Annotated in this window: 25 protein-coding genes; 3 read left to right on the top strand and 22 right to left on the bottom strand. The window is 54.2% G+C overall.

All coding sequences use genetic code 11. The features are described from left to right. Positions 1 to 12: 12 nt before the first annotated feature. Together ccmB and ccmA are read right to left on the bottom strand one after the other, a co-directional pair. A complete protein-coding gene (gene ccmB, locus HFD97_RS09515) occupies positions 13 to 672 on the bottom strand; it encodes a heme exporter protein CcmB (RefSeq protein WP_009088919.1) in 660 nt (219 codons plus the stop codon). Further along, on the bottom strand, positions 672 to 1,289 hold the full coding sequence (gene ccmA / locus HFD97_RS09510) for a cytochrome c biogenesis heme-transporting ATPase CcmA (protein ID WP_009088917.1): 618 nt from the start codon (positions 1,287 to 1,289) through the stop codon (positions 672 to 674). Before ccmA ends, ccmB begins: the two co-directional genes overlap by 1 nt. Before the next feature lie 242 nt (positions 1,290 to 1,531). Between ccmA and HFD97_RS09505 the strand changes: the two genes are divergently transcribed. The 3 genes from HFD97_RS09505 to HFD97_RS09495 all read left to right on the top strand — a co-directional run bounded on the left by HFD97_RS09505 (position 1,532) and on the right by HFD97_RS09495 (position 4,174). Beyond that, positions 1,532 to 2,479 (top strand): formate/nitrite transporter family protein, encoded by a 948-nt coding sequence (locus HFD97_RS09505; RefSeq protein WP_009088915.1) that lies wholly within the window; start codon positions 1,532 to 1,534, stop codon positions 2,477 to 2,479. Positions 2,480 to 2,994: 515 nt separating this feature from the next. Next, positions 2,995 to 3,762, top strand: coding sequence for a hypothetical protein (locus tag HFD97_RS09500; protein WP_167431377.1), 768 nt, complete (start codon positions 2,995 to 2,997; stop codon positions 3,760 to 3,762). After that, positions 3,752 to 4,174, top strand: coding sequence for a hypothetical protein (locus HFD97_RS09495; protein WP_167431376.1), 423 nt, complete (start codon positions 3,752 to 3,754; stop codon positions 4,172 to 4,174). Before HFD97_RS09500 ends, HFD97_RS09495 begins: the two co-directional genes overlap by 11 nt. A gap of 112 nt (positions 4,175 to 4,286) precedes the next feature. On the opposite strand, the gene HFD97_RS09490 is transcribed toward HFD97_RS09495, so the two are convergent. The 20 genes from HFD97_RS09490 to HFD97_RS09395 all read right to left on the bottom strand — a co-directional run bounded on the left by HFD97_RS09490 (position 4,287) and on the right by HFD97_RS09395 (position 18,067). After that, positions 4,287 to 4,610 carry a phage repressor protein gene (locus tag HFD97_RS09490; RefSeq protein ID WP_167431375.1) on the bottom strand — a complete coding sequence of 108 codons (324 nt, stop codon included), beginning with the start codon at positions 4,608 to 4,610 and terminating at the stop codon, positions 4,287 to 4,289. A gap of 1 nt (position 4,611) precedes the next feature. After that, positions 4,612 to 4,851, bottom strand: coding sequence for a DNA polymerase V (locus HFD97_RS09485; protein ID WP_167431374.1), 240 nt, complete (start codon positions 4,849 to 4,851; stop codon positions 4,612 to 4,614). A gap of 209 nt (positions 4,852 to 5,060) precedes the next feature. Beyond that, positions 5,061 to 5,474 carry a tail fiber assembly protein gene (locus tag HFD97_RS09480; RefSeq protein ID WP_167431373.1) on the bottom strand — a complete coding sequence of 138 codons (414 nt, stop codon included), beginning with the start codon at positions 5,472 to 5,474 and terminating at the stop codon, positions 5,061 to 5,063. A gap of 5 nt (positions 5,475 to 5,479) precedes the next feature. Continuing rightward, positions 5,480 to 6,358 carry a hypothetical protein gene (locus tag HFD97_RS09475; RefSeq protein WP_167431372.1) on the bottom strand — a complete coding sequence of 293 codons (879 nt, stop codon included), beginning with the start codon at positions 6,356 to 6,358 and terminating at the stop codon, positions 5,480 to 5,482. A 2-nt stretch (positions 6,359 to 6,360) separates the two neighbouring features. Continuing rightward, positions 6,361 to 6,942: a YmfQ family protein gene (locus HFD97_RS09470; RefSeq protein WP_167431371.1), complete on the bottom strand. Its 582-nt coding sequence runs from the start codon at positions 6,940 to 6,942 to the stop codon at positions 6,361 to 6,363. Then, entirely contained in the window at positions 6,933 to 8,000 is a 1,068-nt protein-coding gene (locus HFD97_RS09465) for a baseplate J/gp47 family protein (RefSeq protein ID WP_167431370.1), read from the bottom strand. Before HFD97_RS09465 ends, HFD97_RS09470 begins: the two co-directional genes overlap by 10 nt. After that, positions 7,993 to 8,406 (bottom strand): phage GP46 family protein, encoded by a 414-nt coding sequence (locus HFD97_RS09460; protein ID WP_167431369.1) that lies wholly within the window; start codon positions 8,404 to 8,406, stop codon positions 7,993 to 7,995. The genes HFD97_RS09465 and HFD97_RS09460 overlap by 8 nt, the downstream gene beginning before the upstream one ends. Beyond that, positions 8,403 to 8,960 (bottom strand): phage baseplate assembly protein V, encoded by a 558-nt coding sequence (locus HFD97_RS09455; RefSeq protein WP_370528410.1) that lies wholly within the window; start codon positions 8,958 to 8,960, stop codon positions 8,403 to 8,405. The genes HFD97_RS09460 and HFD97_RS09455 overlap by 4 nt, the downstream gene beginning before the upstream one ends. Then, positions 8,960 to 10,030, bottom strand: a complete 1,071-nt coding sequence (locus HFD97_RS09450) for a phage baseplate assembly protein (protein ID WP_167431368.1) — start codon at positions 10,028 to 10,030, stop codon at positions 8,960 to 8,962. The genes HFD97_RS09455 and HFD97_RS09450 overlap by 1 nt, the downstream gene beginning before the upstream one ends. Further along, positions 10,027 to 11,403 (bottom strand): DNA circularization protein, encoded by a 1,377-nt coding sequence (locus HFD97_RS09445; RefSeq protein WP_167431367.1) that lies wholly within the window; start codon positions 11,401 to 11,403, stop codon positions 10,027 to 10,029. Before HFD97_RS09445 ends, HFD97_RS09450 begins: the two co-directional genes overlap by 4 nt. Positions 11,404 to 11,447: 44 nt before the next feature. Next, entirely contained in the window at positions 11,448 to 11,942 is a 495-nt protein-coding gene (locus HFD97_RS09440; RefSeq protein ID WP_167431366.1) for a hypothetical protein, read from the bottom strand. Positions 11,943 to 11,955: 13 nt separating this feature from the next. Further along, entirely contained in the window at positions 11,956 to 13,839 is a 1,884-nt protein-coding gene (locus HFD97_RS09435) for a phage tail tape measure protein (protein WP_167431365.1), read from the bottom strand. A gap of 141 nt (positions 13,840 to 13,980) precedes the next feature. Next, complete coding sequence (locus tag HFD97_RS09430) at positions 13,981 to 14,250, bottom strand: phage tail assembly protein (protein WP_010246514.1); 270 nt, start codon at positions 14,248 to 14,250, stop codon at positions 13,981 to 13,983. Continuing rightward, positions 14,247 to 14,603: a phage tail tube protein gene (locus HFD97_RS09425; RefSeq protein WP_167431364.1), complete on the bottom strand. Its 357-nt coding sequence runs from the start codon at positions 14,601 to 14,603 to the stop codon at positions 14,247 to 14,249. Before HFD97_RS09425 ends, HFD97_RS09430 begins: the two co-directional genes overlap by 4 nt. Further along, on the bottom strand, positions 14,603 to 16,099 hold the full coding sequence (locus HFD97_RS09420; RefSeq protein ID WP_167431363.1) for a phage tail sheath subtilisin-like domain-containing protein: 1,497 nt from the start codon (positions 16,097 to 16,099) through the stop codon (positions 14,603 to 14,605). Before HFD97_RS09420 ends, HFD97_RS09425 begins: the two co-directional genes overlap by 1 nt. Further along, positions 16,099 to 16,287 carry a DUF2635 domain-containing protein gene (locus HFD97_RS09415; protein WP_167431362.1) on the bottom strand — a complete coding sequence of 63 codons (189 nt, stop codon included), beginning with the start codon at positions 16,285 to 16,287 and terminating at the stop codon, positions 16,099 to 16,101. Before HFD97_RS09415 ends, HFD97_RS09420 begins: the two co-directional genes overlap by 1 nt. A 3-nt stretch (positions 16,288 to 16,290) precedes the next feature. Further along, entirely contained in the window at positions 16,291 to 16,851 is a 561-nt protein-coding gene (locus tag HFD97_RS09410; RefSeq protein ID WP_167431361.1) for a hypothetical protein, read from the bottom strand. After that, positions 16,848 to 17,354, bottom strand: coding sequence for a hypothetical protein (locus HFD97_RS09405; RefSeq protein WP_167431360.1), 507 nt, complete (start codon positions 17,352 to 17,354; stop codon positions 16,848 to 16,850). Before HFD97_RS09405 ends, HFD97_RS09410 begins: the two co-directional genes overlap by 4 nt. Beyond that, a complete protein-coding gene (locus HFD97_RS09400; RefSeq protein ID WP_167431359.1) occupies positions 17,347 to 17,736 on the bottom strand; it encodes a phage head closure protein in 390 nt (129 codons plus the stop codon). Before HFD97_RS09400 ends, HFD97_RS09405 begins: the two co-directional genes overlap by 8 nt. A 1-nt stretch (position 17,737) precedes the next feature. After that, entirely contained in the window at positions 17,738 to 18,067 is a 330-nt protein-coding gene (locus HFD97_RS09395) for a head-tail connector protein (protein ID WP_167431358.1), read from the bottom strand. Positions 18,068 to 18,179 lie beyond the last annotated feature (112 nt).

Below are 18,179 nucleotides of genomic sequence, written 5' to 3'. Positions count from 1 at the left end.
TTTTATGCGCGGTTACTGCAACGTAATCCGTAACGCCGCCGCCGTGGCAAACGGCGAGAGCGTGGCGCTGCCTGCCAGCATCGCGCCAAGAATCGCCAGATAGCCACCCATCGGCAGGCCCTGACTGGCGGCTTCCATCGCGGCACTGGCGAAGATCAACACCGGAATCGCCAGCGGCAATACCAGCAGGCTGAGCAATACCCCACCCCGGCGTAATCCCACCGTCAGCCCGACGCCGATGGCACCGAGAAAACTCAGAGTGGGCGTGCCGAGCAGCAGCGTCAGGGCCATCGCCCGCCAGCCATTGAAATCCAGCGACAGCAGCAGCGCCGCCAGCGGCGACAGGATAATCAGCGGCAGACCGGTGATCAGCCAGTGCGCCACGACTTTGCCGATGACCGTCACCGGCAGCGGCGAAGGCAACAGCAGGAGCTGCTCAAGCGAACCGTCGCTGAAATCGTCGCGAAACAGGCGCTCCAGCGCCAGCAGCGACGCCAGCAGCGCCGCCACCCAGGCGACACCCGGCGCAATGCGCGCCAGCTGCTGCGGATCAGGTCCGATGCCCAGCGGAAACAGGGTAATCACAATCAGGAAAAACCACAGCGGATTGACCACATCAGCGCCGCCGCGAAAGGCGATACGCAATTCACGCTGAATCAGGCGAAACAGCATCAGCTTGCCTCCGCATCGCCAAGGCGAATTTTACGCACCCGCGCGGCCGCAGCGGGTAGATCCTGATGGGTTGTCAGGATCACGGCGCCCCCGTTATCGGCATGGGCGGCAAATCTGGCCATTAATTTTTCAACCCCCGCTTTGTCGATGGCGGTCAGCGGCTCATCCAGGATCCAGACACGGGCCTGGCTGAGCCAGAGGCGCGCCAGCGCGACGCGACGTTGCTGACCCGCCGACAACCGGCTTACCGGCACCTCTTCGTCACCCGTGAGGTCGACACTGTCAAGCGCAGCAAAAATCTGCGCGTCACTGCAGTCAGGATGGTAGAACCGCAGATTTTCCAGCGGGGTGAGGACACCTTTGACGCCGGGATGATGGCCCAGATAAAGCATCGCCTGATGCCAGGCGTCGCGCTGCCGCAGGATCGGCTGCTGCTGCCAGCGTATCTCACCCTGCTCAGGACGGCTCAGCCCTGCCAGCAGTCGCAGTAGCGAGGTTTTACCGGCACCGTTGGGGCCTTCAATCTGCACAATGTCACCGGCAGAGACGCGAAATGAGAGCTGCTGAAACAGCGCGCGTTCATCGTATGCACAAGTGAGCGTAATGATTTCCAACATCGAGGGGGGAATCGCACCAGCTAAAAGTGGCCGGGATATTACCACAATGTTGCTAAGGGCCGAAGTCTGAGCCGCTGCTCAGGCGCGCTGTCAGGGGTTTATTCGTGCGGTCTGGCGCTGAGTCTGAATAAAAATGCAGGTATGAAAAAGCTTGTTACGCTTATTCGCATCGCTCGTTACATAATTGGCAAATAAAAAACAGCTACGCTTATTACGCCACAGCACTATCACCAGGAGAAAATATGAAGCCTTCATCAGGTAATGAACAGGGTCCTAACGACGTCGATAGCGAAGAGAAGGACAAGGGCACTGACATCGAAGTCGATGAGGAGGCATTACCCTCCCGCGCCGCGGCGATCCATGAAGAGATCCGTCAGGATGGGGAGAAAGAGCTGGAGCGTGACGGGATGGCCCTGCTCTGGTCAGCCATTGCCGCAGGCCTCTCCATGAGTGCCTCACTGATGGCGAAGGGGATATTTAAGGTCCACCTTGATGGCGTACCGGGTGCATTTCTGCTGGAAAATCTCGGCTACACCTTTGGCTTTGTTATCGTCATTATGGCGCGCCAGCAGTTATTTACCGAAAATACCGTCACGGCAGTGCTGCCGGTCATGCACAAACCGACCTGGGGTAATGGCGGTCTGCTGTTACGGTTATGGGGTATTGTCCTGCTGGGTAACCTGATCGGTACGGCACTGGGTGCGCTGGCCTTCAACGAGATGCCCATTTTTGACGAGGCGACCCGTCAGGCCTTTACCGACATCAGCATGAAAGTGATGGAGAACTCGCCCGGCTCGATGTTTGCCAACGCCGTCATTTCCGGCTGGATTATCGCCACCATGGTCTGGATGTTCCCCTCTGCGGGCGGGGCCAAACTGGTGGTCATTGTCATGATGACCTGGCTGGTTGCGCTGGGCGATCTGGCGCACATCGTGGTGGGATCGGTGGAGGTGCTCTATCTGGTCTTCAATGGCAGCATCAGCTGGCATGAGTTCCTCTGGCCGTTTGCCCTGCCTACCCTGCTCGGCAACATCACCGGCGGCACCCTGATTTTTGCGCTGATCAGTCACGCACAGATCCGTAATGACATGAGTGAAGCGGCGGTCGCCAAAGCGAAGGCGGAAAAGCGCAGGCAGGAGAAGCGTCGTGAGCGTGAAGAGCGCGGAGAAAAAGAGGAAGGTGCTGAATAATCGTCGTCAGGTAAGAAAGTGCAGCGCAGAAGGATTTGCGCTGCACGTGTTACCTGGCCCCTGCATGAAAAAAGTGGTCTCAAAAGAGAGGCTGAACAGCGACATTGCTGACGTAATGAGCAAACGCGCGGCGACCTGATGAATCTCATCGCCTGTTTCGCTATACTGCGTGCCGCTGTCCCCTTAGTTAAATGGATATGAATAAATAAAATTCAACATCATGTTTTAATTGAATAAAACAAAACAATACCGCATTCGAAAGTACACATTAATGTACACAGCATTCTTTCCCCAAATAATTAACTTGCCCTGTAAACTTATCTGAGAATCTGCCGATAAAATTTACATCCTATACATTAGTAACCTACGCTTTAACACACCGGGCTAACATGATTATGTCTACTTTCAGAGTGACAGCACGCGCCTACATGGTACAATCAGCGCCCATCAAGAAAAGCGATTTTAGCGCTAAACGGCTTAATATCTTTGAATTTTAATCCTTTACAAGGGTTCGCATGACTCCTCAAGCACAAACAAATTTCAGTGACGTTCATGACTCACTATGGCGCTACATCCATAGTGGAAGTCCTATTGAACAAAGTGCTGTCGATGATGTGGAAAAAGATATTCGGCTGTTAGATGGTGTTCAAAAAGCATACCTAACGGCTTTGCTTTATGGCGCCAAGCGTGACTACGACTCTGCGATTGCTTGGTTCAATGAAGCACTAAAATCTGAAGATGCGACGATAGCACTTAACTACCTTGCTTATGTAGGTGCAAGCGCCCATAACTATTTTCATCGCATGGAAATCTTCCGGTTAGAAGCAAAGTATGGTTCTACAGAGATGCGGCGAGTGGCTAGAAATGCAGCTTTCTGCATAGGCAACCAAAAATTGATGCGCATTTATAACCTGAAGCTCTCTGCTTTGTGTGACGGCGAAGAAAAGCAATTCCTTAAAGAACAAGGAGAAAGCATGATTTCAATTGTCGAAGAGTTTAAGCAAGCGGCAAAGCTTAGCTCAAATGATATTGAAGAGCTATGCGATGAAGCCGAAGCGATTGCGAACAAACGCGGCGTTAACTGCATAGGTGCTCACTATTTTCTTAATGGTGAATCTGACAATGCTTACATCATTCGTGCAGAGACCAGCGACGCTGAATTGCTTGCAGAGATGAACATGGAATTGCTCTGTCTTTTATCTTCAGAAAAATATATTGAACGACCTTTTACTTCGTGGTTTCGTAGCGACGTTTCAAAAAAGGAGGAGCGCTGTGACTGTTAATGGACAGGATTTTTACCAGTTCGCACTTCAGTGCGCTCAACAAAACGATGAAATTGGCAGGAGAAACGCTGTAGGCAGAGCTTACTACGGCGTCTATCATGATGTCTGTTCAAAATTACAAAATTGCCCTGACCCTGCCACACATGCTGGGGTTCGAGATTATTTGATTCGTGACTCTTGGCTAAAAGGTAATGAGCCTTTCGAAAAATTTAAGCTGATTTCTTTGGGTGCTATCCTAAAAGGTCTCCACACCCAAAGGAAATGGGCGGATTACAACCTTGATTTAGACTTCACACAAGCAGATGCTGATGCAGCTATGATACTTGCTAAAAATGGCATGGAAAAATCCCAACAGATGTATGAGCTAGCTTTTCCTGTTCAAGCCGCGTCTGATTCGGAACCTGCAGCCTAATGCGAGCCGATTTCTAAGAGCATTCTTGCTCGCCAAACAAATAATTAAATCAACCGTGGCCTGAATTCAAGAAAGCAGTCTAACCGACTGCTTTTTTTATTTCTTTTTACTCTCAGATTATGGGCCGACATGGCTCGTAAACAGCCAGCACTTCAGCCGTCACCTTACCCAGCACGATAATCCCGTCCATACCCTCTCCGTCGATCGTCTCACCGTCTGAAGTGATAATCCCTGAACTGAACAGTTGGCCCAGTTGCGAATAGTCTCCGAGTTGGAATGCTACTTTGTCGCCTGTCTTCCCCTGGATTGTTCTGTCCACAATAGCGAAGCCGACCGGTGTTTCAATCATCAGCATGTGAGTAGGATGAGGCATCAGAACTTTGTTCAGGTCGATGCGACCTTCAACATAGTCCGACGCTGGCGATGGGAACCCCATATCATATTCCCCCGTTCGGGTTGAATTGACGGTAGGTCTTAGCCTCACCCTCCTGCGTTGATGCATCGCGGAACGTCACCGTGTTTGTCTTTATCCACTGGTTAGCCTCTCGCAGGCTGAAATGCCAGTTAAGCAACTCCAACTGATGGACAAACTCCTGAGTAGTTACAATGACTCCCTGCCCGGGCTCTCGCCTCATAGCGTTCACAAATGCGTCTTTGATTTCGTAGTCTCGCGGCATGATAATCCTCCTCTGATGAATACTGTATGGATAAACAGTAATATTGATTGGTAGGATTGATCAAGCCGGACCAGTTCACAGATTTGTAAAGGGTCTGAGGGGAAAGGAGTTTTAATTAGGCTGTCACTATAAGGAGTGACTACTCTAAAATTAAACCCGCATCCTGCTGGAATGGGCGCACCACCACCTGCCCCGTCGCCGGGGCTTTTTTATAATGGCTTATCTGGCCACTTGATTGCTTCAGGTGTATTAGCATCAATAGCATTAAGCAGGTCAATGTAGTCCAGCCAGGCATTGAGCGATTTGCTTTCACCATCGGTCAGTTTGCGTCCCACAAGCAGTTTAGTCTGCCAGACAGTTATCGCTGTTGTTGCCTGAGAAATAAGCATCGACTTCAGAGCGATATTATCTTCCAGGGCTTGTTGCTTCTTTTCCGCCAGGTCTTCTGCTGCTGGCGGTGGCGCAGCAAATACCCCTTTAACATATGAATATCCTGGTGCGGCCGGATTCTCATCAGGGATGATTACAGCAGTGACTTTTTCACCGAAGTCAACGGTGGTTTCTCCGTCCCACACAACCGTGTTAATTACCATCCCATCCTTTACAAGTGCATAACCTGACATGTATATCACCACTCAATAATTAGCAGACCACCGGTACCGGAGCCACCGTTACCGCCATTTCCTGTTGTAGCCGTGTAAGAACCACCGCCTCCTCCACCGCCCGATCCGTATCCAGAGCCGGGATAAGCAAATACGCCACCAGAACGGCCGCCGCGTCCTCCCGGCCCTCCACCACCAAACAGACTTGATCCCCCCGTTCCGCCTCCTGCAGATGCATTACCATCTGTCGAGTCAGTACCGTCACCACCGTTTGGATAGCCGGAACCTCCGCGTGCACCAGCTGCATTACCAGTGGGTCGGTTAACGCCTGCACCACCACCGGAACCACCGATTAAATTAAGAAGTGATCCAAAAGTTGTGTTACCGCCCGCACTCCCAGAATTACCATCACCGCCAGACGAACTGGCAAGGCCTGGATTTCCTCCCAGCCCAATAGAAACAGGAATGACCTGGCCTGCCGAAACTGATACAGCTACACGAACAACTGACTGCCCGGCACCGCCGCCGCCGCCTCCGCTGCCAACATTACCTGAACCTGCTGCGCCACCACCTGCGCCGCCCCCGCCGCCGGGAGCACAGCCAGTCAGATACAATGTGGTAACCCCATCAGGGACGGTAAATGATCCACTTGCAGTGAATTTTACCTGCCTGTTTGTAGCCCTCATTAAAGCCCTGATTGCCTGCAACAACTGATTCTTTGACGCCTTCTGAAGCGTTAATCCGGCAGCCTCAATAGGCGCTGAAATCTCCTCCTGAATGCTGTCGAAGAAGTCCTGATCCAGTGCCGTTGGCAGCTCTCCTGTCTGCGGGTTACCGCCGGTAAAGCCATTTTTACCTGCCCCGAATTTATCTTTCTGGGCTGTAGACGTATCGATACGATGCATGCTTACTCCGGGTATTTGAAAATAACGTAGGTATGTGAGGGTGCCAGCTTGTTGAGGACGCATTCTGCAATGGTGTCACCCCACATTCTCAGGCTGTCTATGCTGTTGCTGATGGCTGTCATTGGAGTAATTTGCGTGGCCACGGGCATGTTCACCTGCCAGTAATAACGCCATTCATCGCTGTAAAGTGAATCGGTGCAGGCTGACATGCAGTTGAACTGGCTTTTGTTGTAGCGGGTGATGGTGACGCCCGTGTAGCCCAGCGCTTCAAGCTGTGCCAGATAGAAAGCCTCATTAATGCCGCCTGCCAGATTTATCTTTGCATCCAGCCGCTGGCGTCTCTGCTGCAGGGTCTGCACGCCTGAAGGCGCACAACTGTCCGGCAGCCCGCTGATACTTTCATAACGGTCAATTAGCTCTGTCACTGAGCGTGGGTCCGTTTCCAGCATCAGATCATCACCGCGCCCATGCACCGCTGCCAGCGAGGGTGCCAGGCCGGTCAGCAACAGGTCGTCACTGTCCCACGCCGGGCCACGTGGCAGCAGCGCACCGAGCATCTGACGGTACTGCGCCGTTAAGTCCATGAGATTGTCCCCACCACACCTACTTCCCCTTTCCCAGTGGTGATATCGGTCGTAGGGCTGACCAGCGTATGGCTGTACTCACCCGTTGCGATGCTGATCGCCTCGCTGATGCGGGACGGCTTCAGCACGCTTTCAGGCCCGCCATCGCGCAGCATCATTGAGCGCAACTCTGCTTCCACGGCATAGCGCACCGCTGCGGTGTCCGGGTTGAGTCGAATCTGGAAATTCACGGTGTGGGACGAGGGAGCAAATACGTAGATATCGGCTCCGGCCACCGGCGCAAGCGGTTCAATGTATGCTTTTACGGCAGCAACCGTGGCAGCATCGGGGATAGGATTTATGAGGTCGCTATTCGCCACCATTACGCCCACCGTTCCACGGCCACTCCAGTGCCGGTACGTCCAGGCACGTGTGATGCCAGCTACTTCTTTAGCCCATACCTCATAATCACCGTCAGCGCCGCCCTGCGGGGTCCAGAACCAGCGCTCAATGACGCGGGCACGCCAGACTTCTAAATCTTCAATGTCAGCGCCACCCTGAATGCTGTCCGCCACACCAGCTGAGGTCAGTCCGGTGATCGGGCTAACCAGGCGCATTGCCAGCCCGTCATCGGTGTTGCCTGCTTTACCTGCCGTATCGCAGACAACCGGTAACCGGAGAATGCCACCAGCAGAGGTCGCTGCCGCTGTGGTAGTAAATGATACGAGGTCGTCCCGCTGAATCGTCACGCCAGCCGGGATCAGAATGCCGTTCGTTGTAACGGACCATCGCACATAGCCTGCCGCTGATGTAGCCGCCTTACGCGGGCATCGCTTCATGTTAGCGTGGCGTGTCAGCCAGTCCTCATCCGCAAGGTCCGGCAAAAGGTTGCGCGCCAGATAGTCGATGTAGCCATACACAGTATGCACCGCCGCCGCCTGCACCCGGCCATAAACTTCCGCATCGGTACGTCGCAGGGCCGCCAGCGTTGAATCTGCAGCCAGACGGGTTAGGATATCGTTGCGGACGGTGGTGATTAACTGAGGGAGTGTCGGGCGGGTAAATCCACTATCAGCCATTAAGTTCACTCCATAAATCGTCAAAGGAAAATGCCGTGCGGTTGCCGTCTTTCTGGTTGATAACTACTGAAGCGCTGAGCGTGTTAATTCCGGTCCGCTCAGCTTTCACTTCCACGCGAACCGCCACGCCATCATCCACCAGCCACTGAAGCGCCTGGCTGATATATTCGCGCGCTTTAAGCGGCGTTTTATTGGTGAGTTTCTGGCGACTGAGAAGGTAAAGGCGGGAACCGATGCGGTCATTCTGAATGGTCGGGAAACTGTCACCCCACCAGCCGTTATCCTGCTCAGGGTTGTCGTCAGGCTCTGCTTTCCGCCAGGAGAACAGTGAGATAATCACCGCGCGCGTCAGAGGATCGGGCGGCCACGTTACGTCACGCGGTACTCCATTAATTACAATAATCATGACGCCACCATTTTCTGCGTGGGCGCGTCGGTAGTGCCGCCTCCAGAGCCGTTCTCTTTATGATTGTGCCCGTTATAGGAGAAGCGCATGGCTGACATGGTCAGGCCGGAAGACTCACACTTATCTTTGATCTCGCCTGTCGATTCAATGTCCATTTCGAACCGGGCCTTTGGCGCATTGGTAAACGTGATTGGCTTGCCTGCGCCATTGACGACTATCCCAGCGCGGGTCAGAGTGACCGACTGTCCCTGATCGTCATATACCGCCACTTCTCCAGTCTTCAGACCTTTGATGCGGTAACGCCGGTCAGAGACAACCAGCACTACCCCGTGTGACCTGTCACCATCAAAGTAAGCGGCCACGGCCTCAGCCCCGATGAGCGGCGCAGCCGTAAATCCGTAAGGCTCCATATGCTCAATATCGCTTTTGCCCTCGCCACCCGCCATTTCAACCTGCAGCATCTGGCACTTTGTTGCCGTGTTCAGTCCGCGAACGACCGCACGTGCCAATAGGTTCGACAAAGCACGCCCCATACCTGAAATCGGGTTAGCCATCAGAAATCATCCTCTTCTTTCTTTTTCTTCCGCTTGCCGGGTTTCGCCGGCTCAGGAAGATAAGCATCAGGCGGCCCAACCCGGATTTCGGTGACGGTGCCGTTCTCATCCTGCTGATAGGTCACCTCCGCGATCACCATCTGGCGATTGTTAAAGCCCAGAACGGGATCAAAGACGATTACCTGCAGGTTAGGCAGCCAGAGTGAGCCGTCACCCTGCCGCCAGCCCTGTACGGTATAGGTCACCTCATCGGTGCGTGCAGCACGCTGGCGCATCTCAAATTCTGCGCGTGCGCTGCAGGTTGCCGTGGTGGCGTTGCCGGTCTGGCGAATAATCATCGGTCGGTAACGCTTGAGGCCGCCATCGATGGTCTTAGAGCGGATGGCCGTAGTTGTGGCCTCGCCAAAGTCATCATCGTTACCCTTGCGCTGACCGGACACCTGATAGTCGCTGAACCGGTCCCGTATGCTCTTTTCCGTGTCGCAAGACAGAATGTTTTCACCCAGCACCAGCGCGGTGTGAGCCTGCTGACTGCCAATTCCCCCGATAACCAGATTGCCCTGCGCGTTGTCATACGCCAGCGCCTGCTGCAGTCCGAGCATTTTGTTCAGTACGTCCATGACAGTTTCGCCCTGGTCGGCCTGAATGCCCTGAAGCGCACCGGACGCACCTCCCGCATCCACTACTTTGATGCTGAAGGGCTTTGCCAACTCAGCGGCTATCTGCGCCAGCGAACGACCGGCATACTGTGAAGGCGTGGCAGAACAGTCGATAAGGTCAGCGGTTTTACTGCGACCTGAAATCCCGGTGCTGATGCTGCGTGCGTCGTACCGGACCGGCGTTGCCTCAACGTAGCCGGTCAGCACCTTATCGGTGCCTATCAGTACCTCAACCAGATCACCGTTTTTAATGCGGGTACTGCGCACAGCCTGGTCGGTATCGCCGGGCCAGCTCCGGGTAATCTCAACGGTGAAGTCGCGGGCGATACGCTCAATACCGGCGGCAATTCTGACCGAAGTCCAGCCGCCCCACTCCTGACCGTTAACGCGAAGAATCACAGTATTGTTCATCGTACTGGCACCCTCAGTGACTGAACCGGCACGAAGCCGGGATGGCGGATGCCGTTACGTGCGGTAATGTCACCGGCACGGGAGGCAGAGTCGTACCAGTCTGCGGCCAGCACCAGCGCGGGCATAACCTGCGGGGGTGTCCGTTCCGTCATGCGGTCGACCTGCTCAAGGCGTGCTGAGATATCCCGGTTAATGTCAGTGCGCACTGTGACCAGCGCCTGATACAGCCCATCATCTGATACCCGCTCCAGTTCGAGATCGATTGCCTCATTGAGGCTGTCACGTACCTGCGCGAGATCGTCCCATGAAATAACGGTGCCGTTATCCAGAGAGGTGATCACGCCGGAAGAGGCAGACACGGTTGCAGTCGCTGTCGTGTCTGAATCAGAAAACGCATTACCGGAATCAGGCCGTATATTGCTGACAGCAGGATGCGATACCACCACCGGCTGCTGCGGGTCCTGCTGACGCGTCACTGTGCGGCTTGAAGTCTGCGGCAGGCTGGTTACTGTGGCAGCGGCCTCGCTGATTGCTGTGGTGCGTACCGCCTGGGCTACATAATTCCGCTGGGTGGTTTGCGCTTGAGCGGTTTTGCTGTCGGTTTTCCAGACGCCGCGCGGAGCCAGGCCAGAATCAACTGTGACCCCGGTCAGCCCCTTAATCATCGACATCAGATCAGAAGTGTTACCCGTCAGCCGCGTTCCGGCGCGCCACATGGTCTGCAGCCGGTTAACAAAGCTCATGCCGCTCGACGGCGGACTGAGTAGTACCGATAAATCACCCTGCATAAGACGTGATGCGGCGCTGATGCCAGAGTCAACATACTGGAAGGCGCTGGTTACGGTACTGAACATGCCGGTTGCCTCATCAAGCACACCGTCCTGAAGGAAGTCAGGCATGCCATCCATACCAAAGGCACCGAATGCCGATGAAATAGCGTCATCCAGAAACGAAACGGAAGAAGATAATTTCTGACCGGTTGCCAGCCCTGCGGTCGGAAAAGAAAGCTCGCCAGACTCAACGAAGCTAAAACTGATGCGGCACATGCGCCCTTCGCTCTGCGAATGACTGACGCGCACGGTATCGTCAACAACCACGGTCATCTCACCGTAGTATGGGTGAACCAGCGTACAGGAACCCGGCTTTTCAATAGCCTCAATCAGCCGGTTACGCTGCTCAAAGAAATCATCGCCAATCAGATAGGCCTGAACGCTGAAGCGGCGAGTTGACCTGCCTAAATCCTCCGACCACGGCTTATCGCGGTTCGGGTACTCATGCACCTGCACGCGTCGGCCAAAGGTTGCCTCATCGCTGTCTACCTTAAACGCGACACCACGCAGTGAGGCATCCTGCAGATTATCTTTCCAGGTCATGGCTTACTCCGGGCATAAAAAAACCCGCCGGAGCGGGTTGATGTTTATTTCAGGTGTATCTGTATCGAATAGGAGTCGCCAGTTTTCACAAATAAAGAGTTGGCTTTTTCGTCGTAAGATTCAAACCGCTGAACGTCCTTAAACTTCTCCAGCTTATTCTCGAAAATTGTACTGTTGGTTCCGGTCAGGTATTCAAAAGCCTTACCGGCCAGCGCAACATTAACCTGATTCATCGAATCATCTTCATTTGAATAAAAATGAATTGAGATGCGTTCAGGACAAGGAGGATTATAAAGAGTGACGTAAATCTGAGGTTCATACTCGGCATTTTTACTCTCGTCAAAAGCATCTTCAAGGCTTTGCTCTTTCCTGAAAGAGTATTGATGCCTCAGCCTGCCGCCATCCCTGAAGACCTGCACCTTCTCAGGCTTTTTCCCAATTGCAGCAATGAAGTCTTTTTCGTTAAACGAGGGGTAGCACTCGCTTGCCGCCACCCAGTTAATAAAGAACAAAGCCATCAAGATAGCAAACAGGCGCATGCTGGTATTTTCCTTAATTTGGAGTTGAGAACCGATTATAACCCACATCGAGATCAAACCAAGGAAGTGCGCTACCAGAAGGCTCAACTCGCATTCCGGGAGGAGCGTTTTCGAAGGAAACCTTAATCTCTCCCTTTTGTGATGTTGCATCGTCACGCATTAATGGACCGCTCATGCTTTGCGGATTTAGCGGAACGCTACCACCCTTTAACTGCTGCTCATTGTTATACCAGCCTCCAGCCTTCCATCTCTTCTTAAGTGACTCCCAGAATGATTCCGTGCCATCTTTCTGGGTGGTCGCATCAGAGATTTCTTCCAGCTTTTTAAACATGTAGAGTGCGACCGCTATTGAAACCGTTAGAGCGCTCAATTTTCCTATTTGAGTAAGAACAGCGAGTAACCCGCTTGCTTTGGCTGTAGCTGTGGTGAGCGATCCAATAACCTGAAGCGTGAATGACCCAGCCATCACCCCGCCAATTCCGGTGATGATTCCGTTCATACCCCCCAGCGCCTCTGTCAGGCCATCGATTTTAGTCCAGACATTCTCGACAACAGGACCAAATTTATCCCAATCAGAAATTAAAAGGCCGATTCCCAGCGCTGCAAGCCTAAGGAATATTCCCATCGGAGAAAGCTTCAGTCCTTGCCCCAGAATACCCAGCGCAAAGTTAATTCCCAGCAGCCCCAGCTTCATACCGACAAATCCGGCGGCAATACCGAAAGCGCCACGGATGACTTTGGGATTTTTTTCAGCAAATTCGCTGAAGCGTTGTGACATGTCACCCAGCCAGCCAACTAACTTTTTAGCATCACCAGAGAAAGCACCCCCAATTGCTGCTAAGCCGTTAACCGCCGTGCCTGTCATGGAGTCCCATAAATTCGTAAGCGTGCCAAGCTGAGCGTTCACTCGCTTATTTAGGTCAGCCTGCTTATTCATTTTGGCCTGAATTTCATCGTAGCCACTCTTCCCTTTGTCGATTAAAGCATTCAATACAGAAAGAGTGTCTCCATCGTCGCCGAAAATCTCCTTAATGATTCTGGTTCTGTTCAGAGTGCTAAGGGACTGAAGTTTTTTTAGCTGCTTGAAAAGATTTTCAATACCACCAAACTCCCCTTTTCCATCAGTGAAATCCAGCTTGATGCCTTTACGCCCCAAAAGTTTATTGGCAGCCTTCATCTTCTTAGTGTCAAAGCCAGCCTGGAATATTTTCCTGATTGCATTGCCTGCTGTTTCACCCTGAGTTCCCATTTGATCCATCATTACTGCAATGGGAGCCAGGGATCGGGCAGCAGTCAGGCCATCCTTGCTTACCATTTTTGTAACTGAACTGACGTTAGTGAAAAATGAAAGCATGTTGGTATCATCAACACCCAGATAAAAAGCCTTCTGGATCGTGTCGAATAATCCCATCATATCTTCTGAAGCTGTGCGCGTTGCATCCTGCATTTTGGCCGCAAACTCTGCGGCGTCTTCTGGGGTCTTTTTAAGCTGAACCGCCAGATAAGCGGATGCCTCACCAACACCATTCAGTATGTTCTGAGCCGGAATACCCTGCCTGACAAGCATCTGCATCATGTTCTGAAAGTCAGCAGTAGTGCCAGGCAGTTTGTTACCCAGACCGATAGCCAGCTTATTAATTTTCCCAAAATCAGAACTCACAGCGCCGCTGGCGTCCATCATGGCAACTTTCAGGCCTGTCGCGGCGTCTTCCTGTTTGGCAAAGGCAACCAGCGAACCTGTCAGCCCGGCAGCAAGACCGCCTGCCATAACCATGCCGCCTCTGCCAGCTTCCTCTGCATCTTTACGGAACCGGCGCAGGTTCTTTTGCATGCGGCCAAGTGCAGGCGAAAGTCTGTCAACGCCAGTAATGAGCGCCTTCAGTTCAAATTCAGCCATTGGCTTTTCGCTCCCGTTCTATCCGGTTCGCCTGGTCAATAAGCAACTGCAGGCTTTTTAAGTCCTCGCTCAGGACTTCCAGAGGATTTATGCGCCAGTAACTGGCGCAGTCGAAATACAGATTAAGCAGCTCTTTGGCTGTCAGGCCTGAAGGAAAAAACCAGCAACTACCCAGCCAGCAGCATTCAGGTCTGATGGCGACATGTCATCAACTGAACTGGGTGGAATGCCGCCCAGCTGGCTGATGTATTTAGCCACAACGTGAGCCAGCAGCTTTACTGACTCATCCTGATTCATCTGGTAGGGATAGCCCAGCTCACGGACATCCTTGCCCGTTGGATCGCGCAGCTCCAGCACATGGATAGTCTCGCCATGTGCCGTAATAGGTTTTGAAAGCTGAAGTTCACTCACTGATAGAATCCTTCTGAGCCGTGGAATTCGAGGTCTACCGTACCCTCTTCCGCATTGTGGTTGGCTTCACCGAACTGGAACGCTTCAGACAGCACGTAAACCATGCCGTTAGCCAGTTCGGCGGTGATGGTCATCTGATCCGAATCCATCAGTTTGGTGACCGGGAACGCCTTCGGCACCTTAAAGGTGCCTTTGACGTATGGTGCGCGGTGCGTTTCTTTGTAATCCACGTCACCGGCCAGGCCGATCACGTCATCACGCACTTTGGTATTCATCGGCACCTCAATGCCGCCGGTCAGCGACAGCTGCTGGCCGTCCACCTTGACGTATGCTGTACCCGCAATCTTTGACATTACGCGGTCTCCTCGCTGTATTGCAGACGGAACTGATTAAGCAGCGCAAAGACGCGCAGCTGGTTGACGTAATCCGGCGGGAACAGGACATCCACGCGGGTCGGGTCGCTGACGTTGCGTTCTACCACCAGATGCTGCTTGAAGAGATCGAAGTTCTCCACAATGCCCGCCCGCTCCATCGTGCGATAGCTGGCGCACATCTCACCTTTCAGCACAGCAGGCGTCACGATGGCCTGACCCGGACCGAAGCGCGTCCCATCATTCGCCAGCTTATGACGCGGGTACTTGCTGGTAATGATGCTCTTCAGCTGACGGATAACGTAGGCGCTGGTATGCAGCGTCTCGCTGTCGAGGTAGCTGTTGTCCGCCACGCCATAGGCGTTTTTCTGATAGGTAGTAATGTCGCGCTGAATGCGCAGCACGCCGCTCTCAGCGTAAGCCGTAGCGATACCGTGCTTCAGAAGCGACTGCTGCTCGGTCAGGGTAAAGCGGCTGCCTGCCGGTGCCGGTAATGCGCCGGTCAGCTCACCGGTCTGCGTCGGGCGGGCCGGGTCAGTGCGGATAAACACGGCATTGCGTGCGGTGCGCAGCGCGACCAGCTCATCTGCCGCCGTCTGAACTGCAGGTTCATAACCGGCAACGGTAATGTGCTGGTTGTTCATGGTGTCGCCAAAGGCTACCAGTTCGGAGAGCGTGCCGATTTTCGCCGTGTAAACGTGACCGTAAAGCTGACGCGCATAGCCCCAGCGACCGGAAGAATCGTTCATCTCCAGCGCCAGTGTCGCCAGAGAGGCAGAATCACTGAACGGCGTGCCGATGAAGTCAAACGGCTCATCGCCCATCGCGGCCACGGTTGCAGCCAGTGGCGGTGAGCCCGTACCGCCAGCCATCGCGGCAATCACGACGTTAACGCCGTCTGGCGTGGATTCGCTGCCCACGGTGCCGTAGTAGTTCAGCGCCAGCGGAATGCTGTTGCCGGTAAGCCCCTTATGCCGGGCCGTCAGCGTCACCACGCCAGAAGCAGCGGCAGCAGTCACCGGCAAATCAGCATTGGCGTTAACGGCGGCGGCCAGCGTCGCGGCCAAGGTTGACGGGGTGTCGCCTGTCACAACGGCGGCCTGAACGCGCACTGCGCCGATATACAGGCTGAGAGAACCTGAACCCTGCGCATTGCCGGTAAGCGTCACGGTGCCCTTGGCAGTCTCGCCTTCAGGCTCGCCTACCGCAATAACCCACAGCTCACCAAACGGATCGACAGCGCGATAACGTGCCACCATGCGGGCCAGCTGGCTGCCACGGCCTGCAACCTTACCCGCCAGCGCGGCAGACGGCATGATGGTGAGCTTATTTTTAACGATGGTGCTGTCAGCTGAAGCGAGGCCAATCAGCAGCGACGGTCCGCTGCTCTGCGCGGTATTAGCTTCGCTGCTGTCCATTTCGGCCCAGAACAGCGGCACGCGGAGGTCTGACGGAATAGTGGGGAACGAGACTGACATTATTCACCGCCCTTTTTCTTGGCGTCAGCGGTGGGCATTTCTTCTTCCGCGCTGACTTCTTCGACATCACCATCCGCAATGCGACGGTGCCAGTAGCTGCTCTCTTCGACGTTCCGGCCTTCTGAAGGCAGCAGATCGCCCCGGACAGGGTCAGGAACTGACCGCCCGCGCTTGGGTCTGATTTGCATGATTTACTCGCTGAGGTTGATTTTGGAGTGGTGCTCGATGATGCCGTCAGGGCCATTGCCCGGATCGATGTAGTCAACATTGAGATCGACCGTTTTCAGCTCATCCAGGCTGTTGAGGTCATCCTGCTGGCGCGTGTCCTCTTCGGTGATTTCCCGCGTCAGCATGAATTCAAACTGGTAATAAAGGCGACCCCGATCCATATCCAGAAGCTGACCGCCGGAATACGCCACCGGGCCTGCGTCTGAATCAGGCTCCCATCCCAGCAGCGCCTTCCAGATTTGCTGTCGCACGTCATGTACGGCGTCATACCCTGCCGCCTGACCGCGCTCGTCGCGCGTATTGTCCAGCACCACTACTACCGCAAAGCCTTCTGTCACGTTCTGCCAGTAGTCAGTCAGGGACTTCTGCTCAGCGGTGACGTCTTCAGTCGGTACTACATAAGCGGCCGGCAGCTTCATTTTCCCGGTCTCAGGGATAGACTTGAACTCAGCCGCCCCGGCCACGTTGCCCGCAAACATCGGACACCGAGCCCGGAGTGCGGCAATTACCAGTGATAGCTTCATTTCTTTTTCCTTTCAGGACGCAGGGAGGTACGCAGCGCACGGGTCAGCACATAGCGAGTCCACGTTTTGCGCGCCTCCAGCACCTCGGTCATATAGTTTTTACGCGGTGCAACGCGCCAGCCATTACCGCCAGACTTGCCCTTGTGGTGACTCTTTTTGCGCTTAGCGCCACGCTTGATGCCGTAGAACAGAAACGCCGGGTAAAAGTCTCCATCAATTAGGCGGTTACCTTCGCCCCGCTTCTGGTTTGGCGCGATGCGCACCATCAGACCCGGACGGCTTTTTGATGCGCGGGGAACGTAATAGCCAATAGACCGCGCCAGCCTGCCGGTTCTGAATCCCGGGTACTCGCCCGGAGCAGACCGGCCACGACGCATAACCAGACGCCGGGCATCACGCATGTGAACCTGACCAATCTGAATGAAGGCGCGGCGCAATTTTGCCCGGTTGAAAACGAGATCTTTTGGCTGCTGAAAATCAACGTGCAGAAGCGGCTTAGCCATACATCCCTCCGTCACGCTCCACCGCGCCCAGCTCCTCACACTCCAGCAGCAGATAGCGACCGGCAGAGTTGAGGTCGCGCAGGCGCTTAACGCGATACACGTAGCCGCTGTGAACCACCTCAAAATCGGAAGTGATGCCCCGGCGGTAACGGATAGTTATGTAGTGGGTTATGGTGTCATCAGCCTGAACGGAATCGTGATAGGTGGTGGCACCCACCTGCCGGACCTTAGCCCACACGTCCTTTTCATTCTGATAGATCGGCTCTGTACCGTAATCAGCCGCTGCCTGGTCTATGCGCTGGCGCAGGTGAATGCGCTTATTCAGTTCACCGGGATCGGGCAGCGTGAAAAGGGCACTGGTGTTTGATGAGCGTTGCTGCATGCTAATACCCCGACACCGGCAGACGCCGCGAATAGAGCAGGAACTCAAATGCCTGCGGCGTCTCCGTCATCTCCAGCTCTGACACTGAACTGCGATGCTCATACCAGTGACTGACCAGCATCAGCAGGGCAAGCCTGATATCTTCGGTAATGACCATGCCGTCCATATCAAGCGGTGCAATATCTGCCACCGTTTTATAAAGATTGCGGTTGAGGTAGGTCACCGCTTTTGCCTCAGCGGCCAGCGCAAAAAGCTCAAGCAGCCGATCTTCTTCCGTGAAGTCGCTCTCCAGTCGGCACTGCTGTTTAATTTCTTCGAGCGTCAGCAGCATGGTGTTCAGCCTTTTTTGTTTTTACCTTTTGCTGGCTCTGGCTCTGGCTCTGGCTCTGGCTCTGGCTCTGGCTCTGGCTCTGGCTCTGGCTCTGGCTCTGGCTCTGGCTCTG

Origin of the sequence: Pantoea sp. EKM103V, from assembly GCF_011800365.1 — a bacterium.
In the GTDB taxonomy this organism is placed as follows: Bacteria; Pseudomonadota; Gammaproteobacteria; order Enterobacterales; family Enterobacteriaceae; genus Pantoea; species Pantoea anthophila.
The sequence above is the reverse complement of the archived record's forward strand: the minus strand, read 5'-3'. Positions and strand labels throughout refer to the sequence as shown.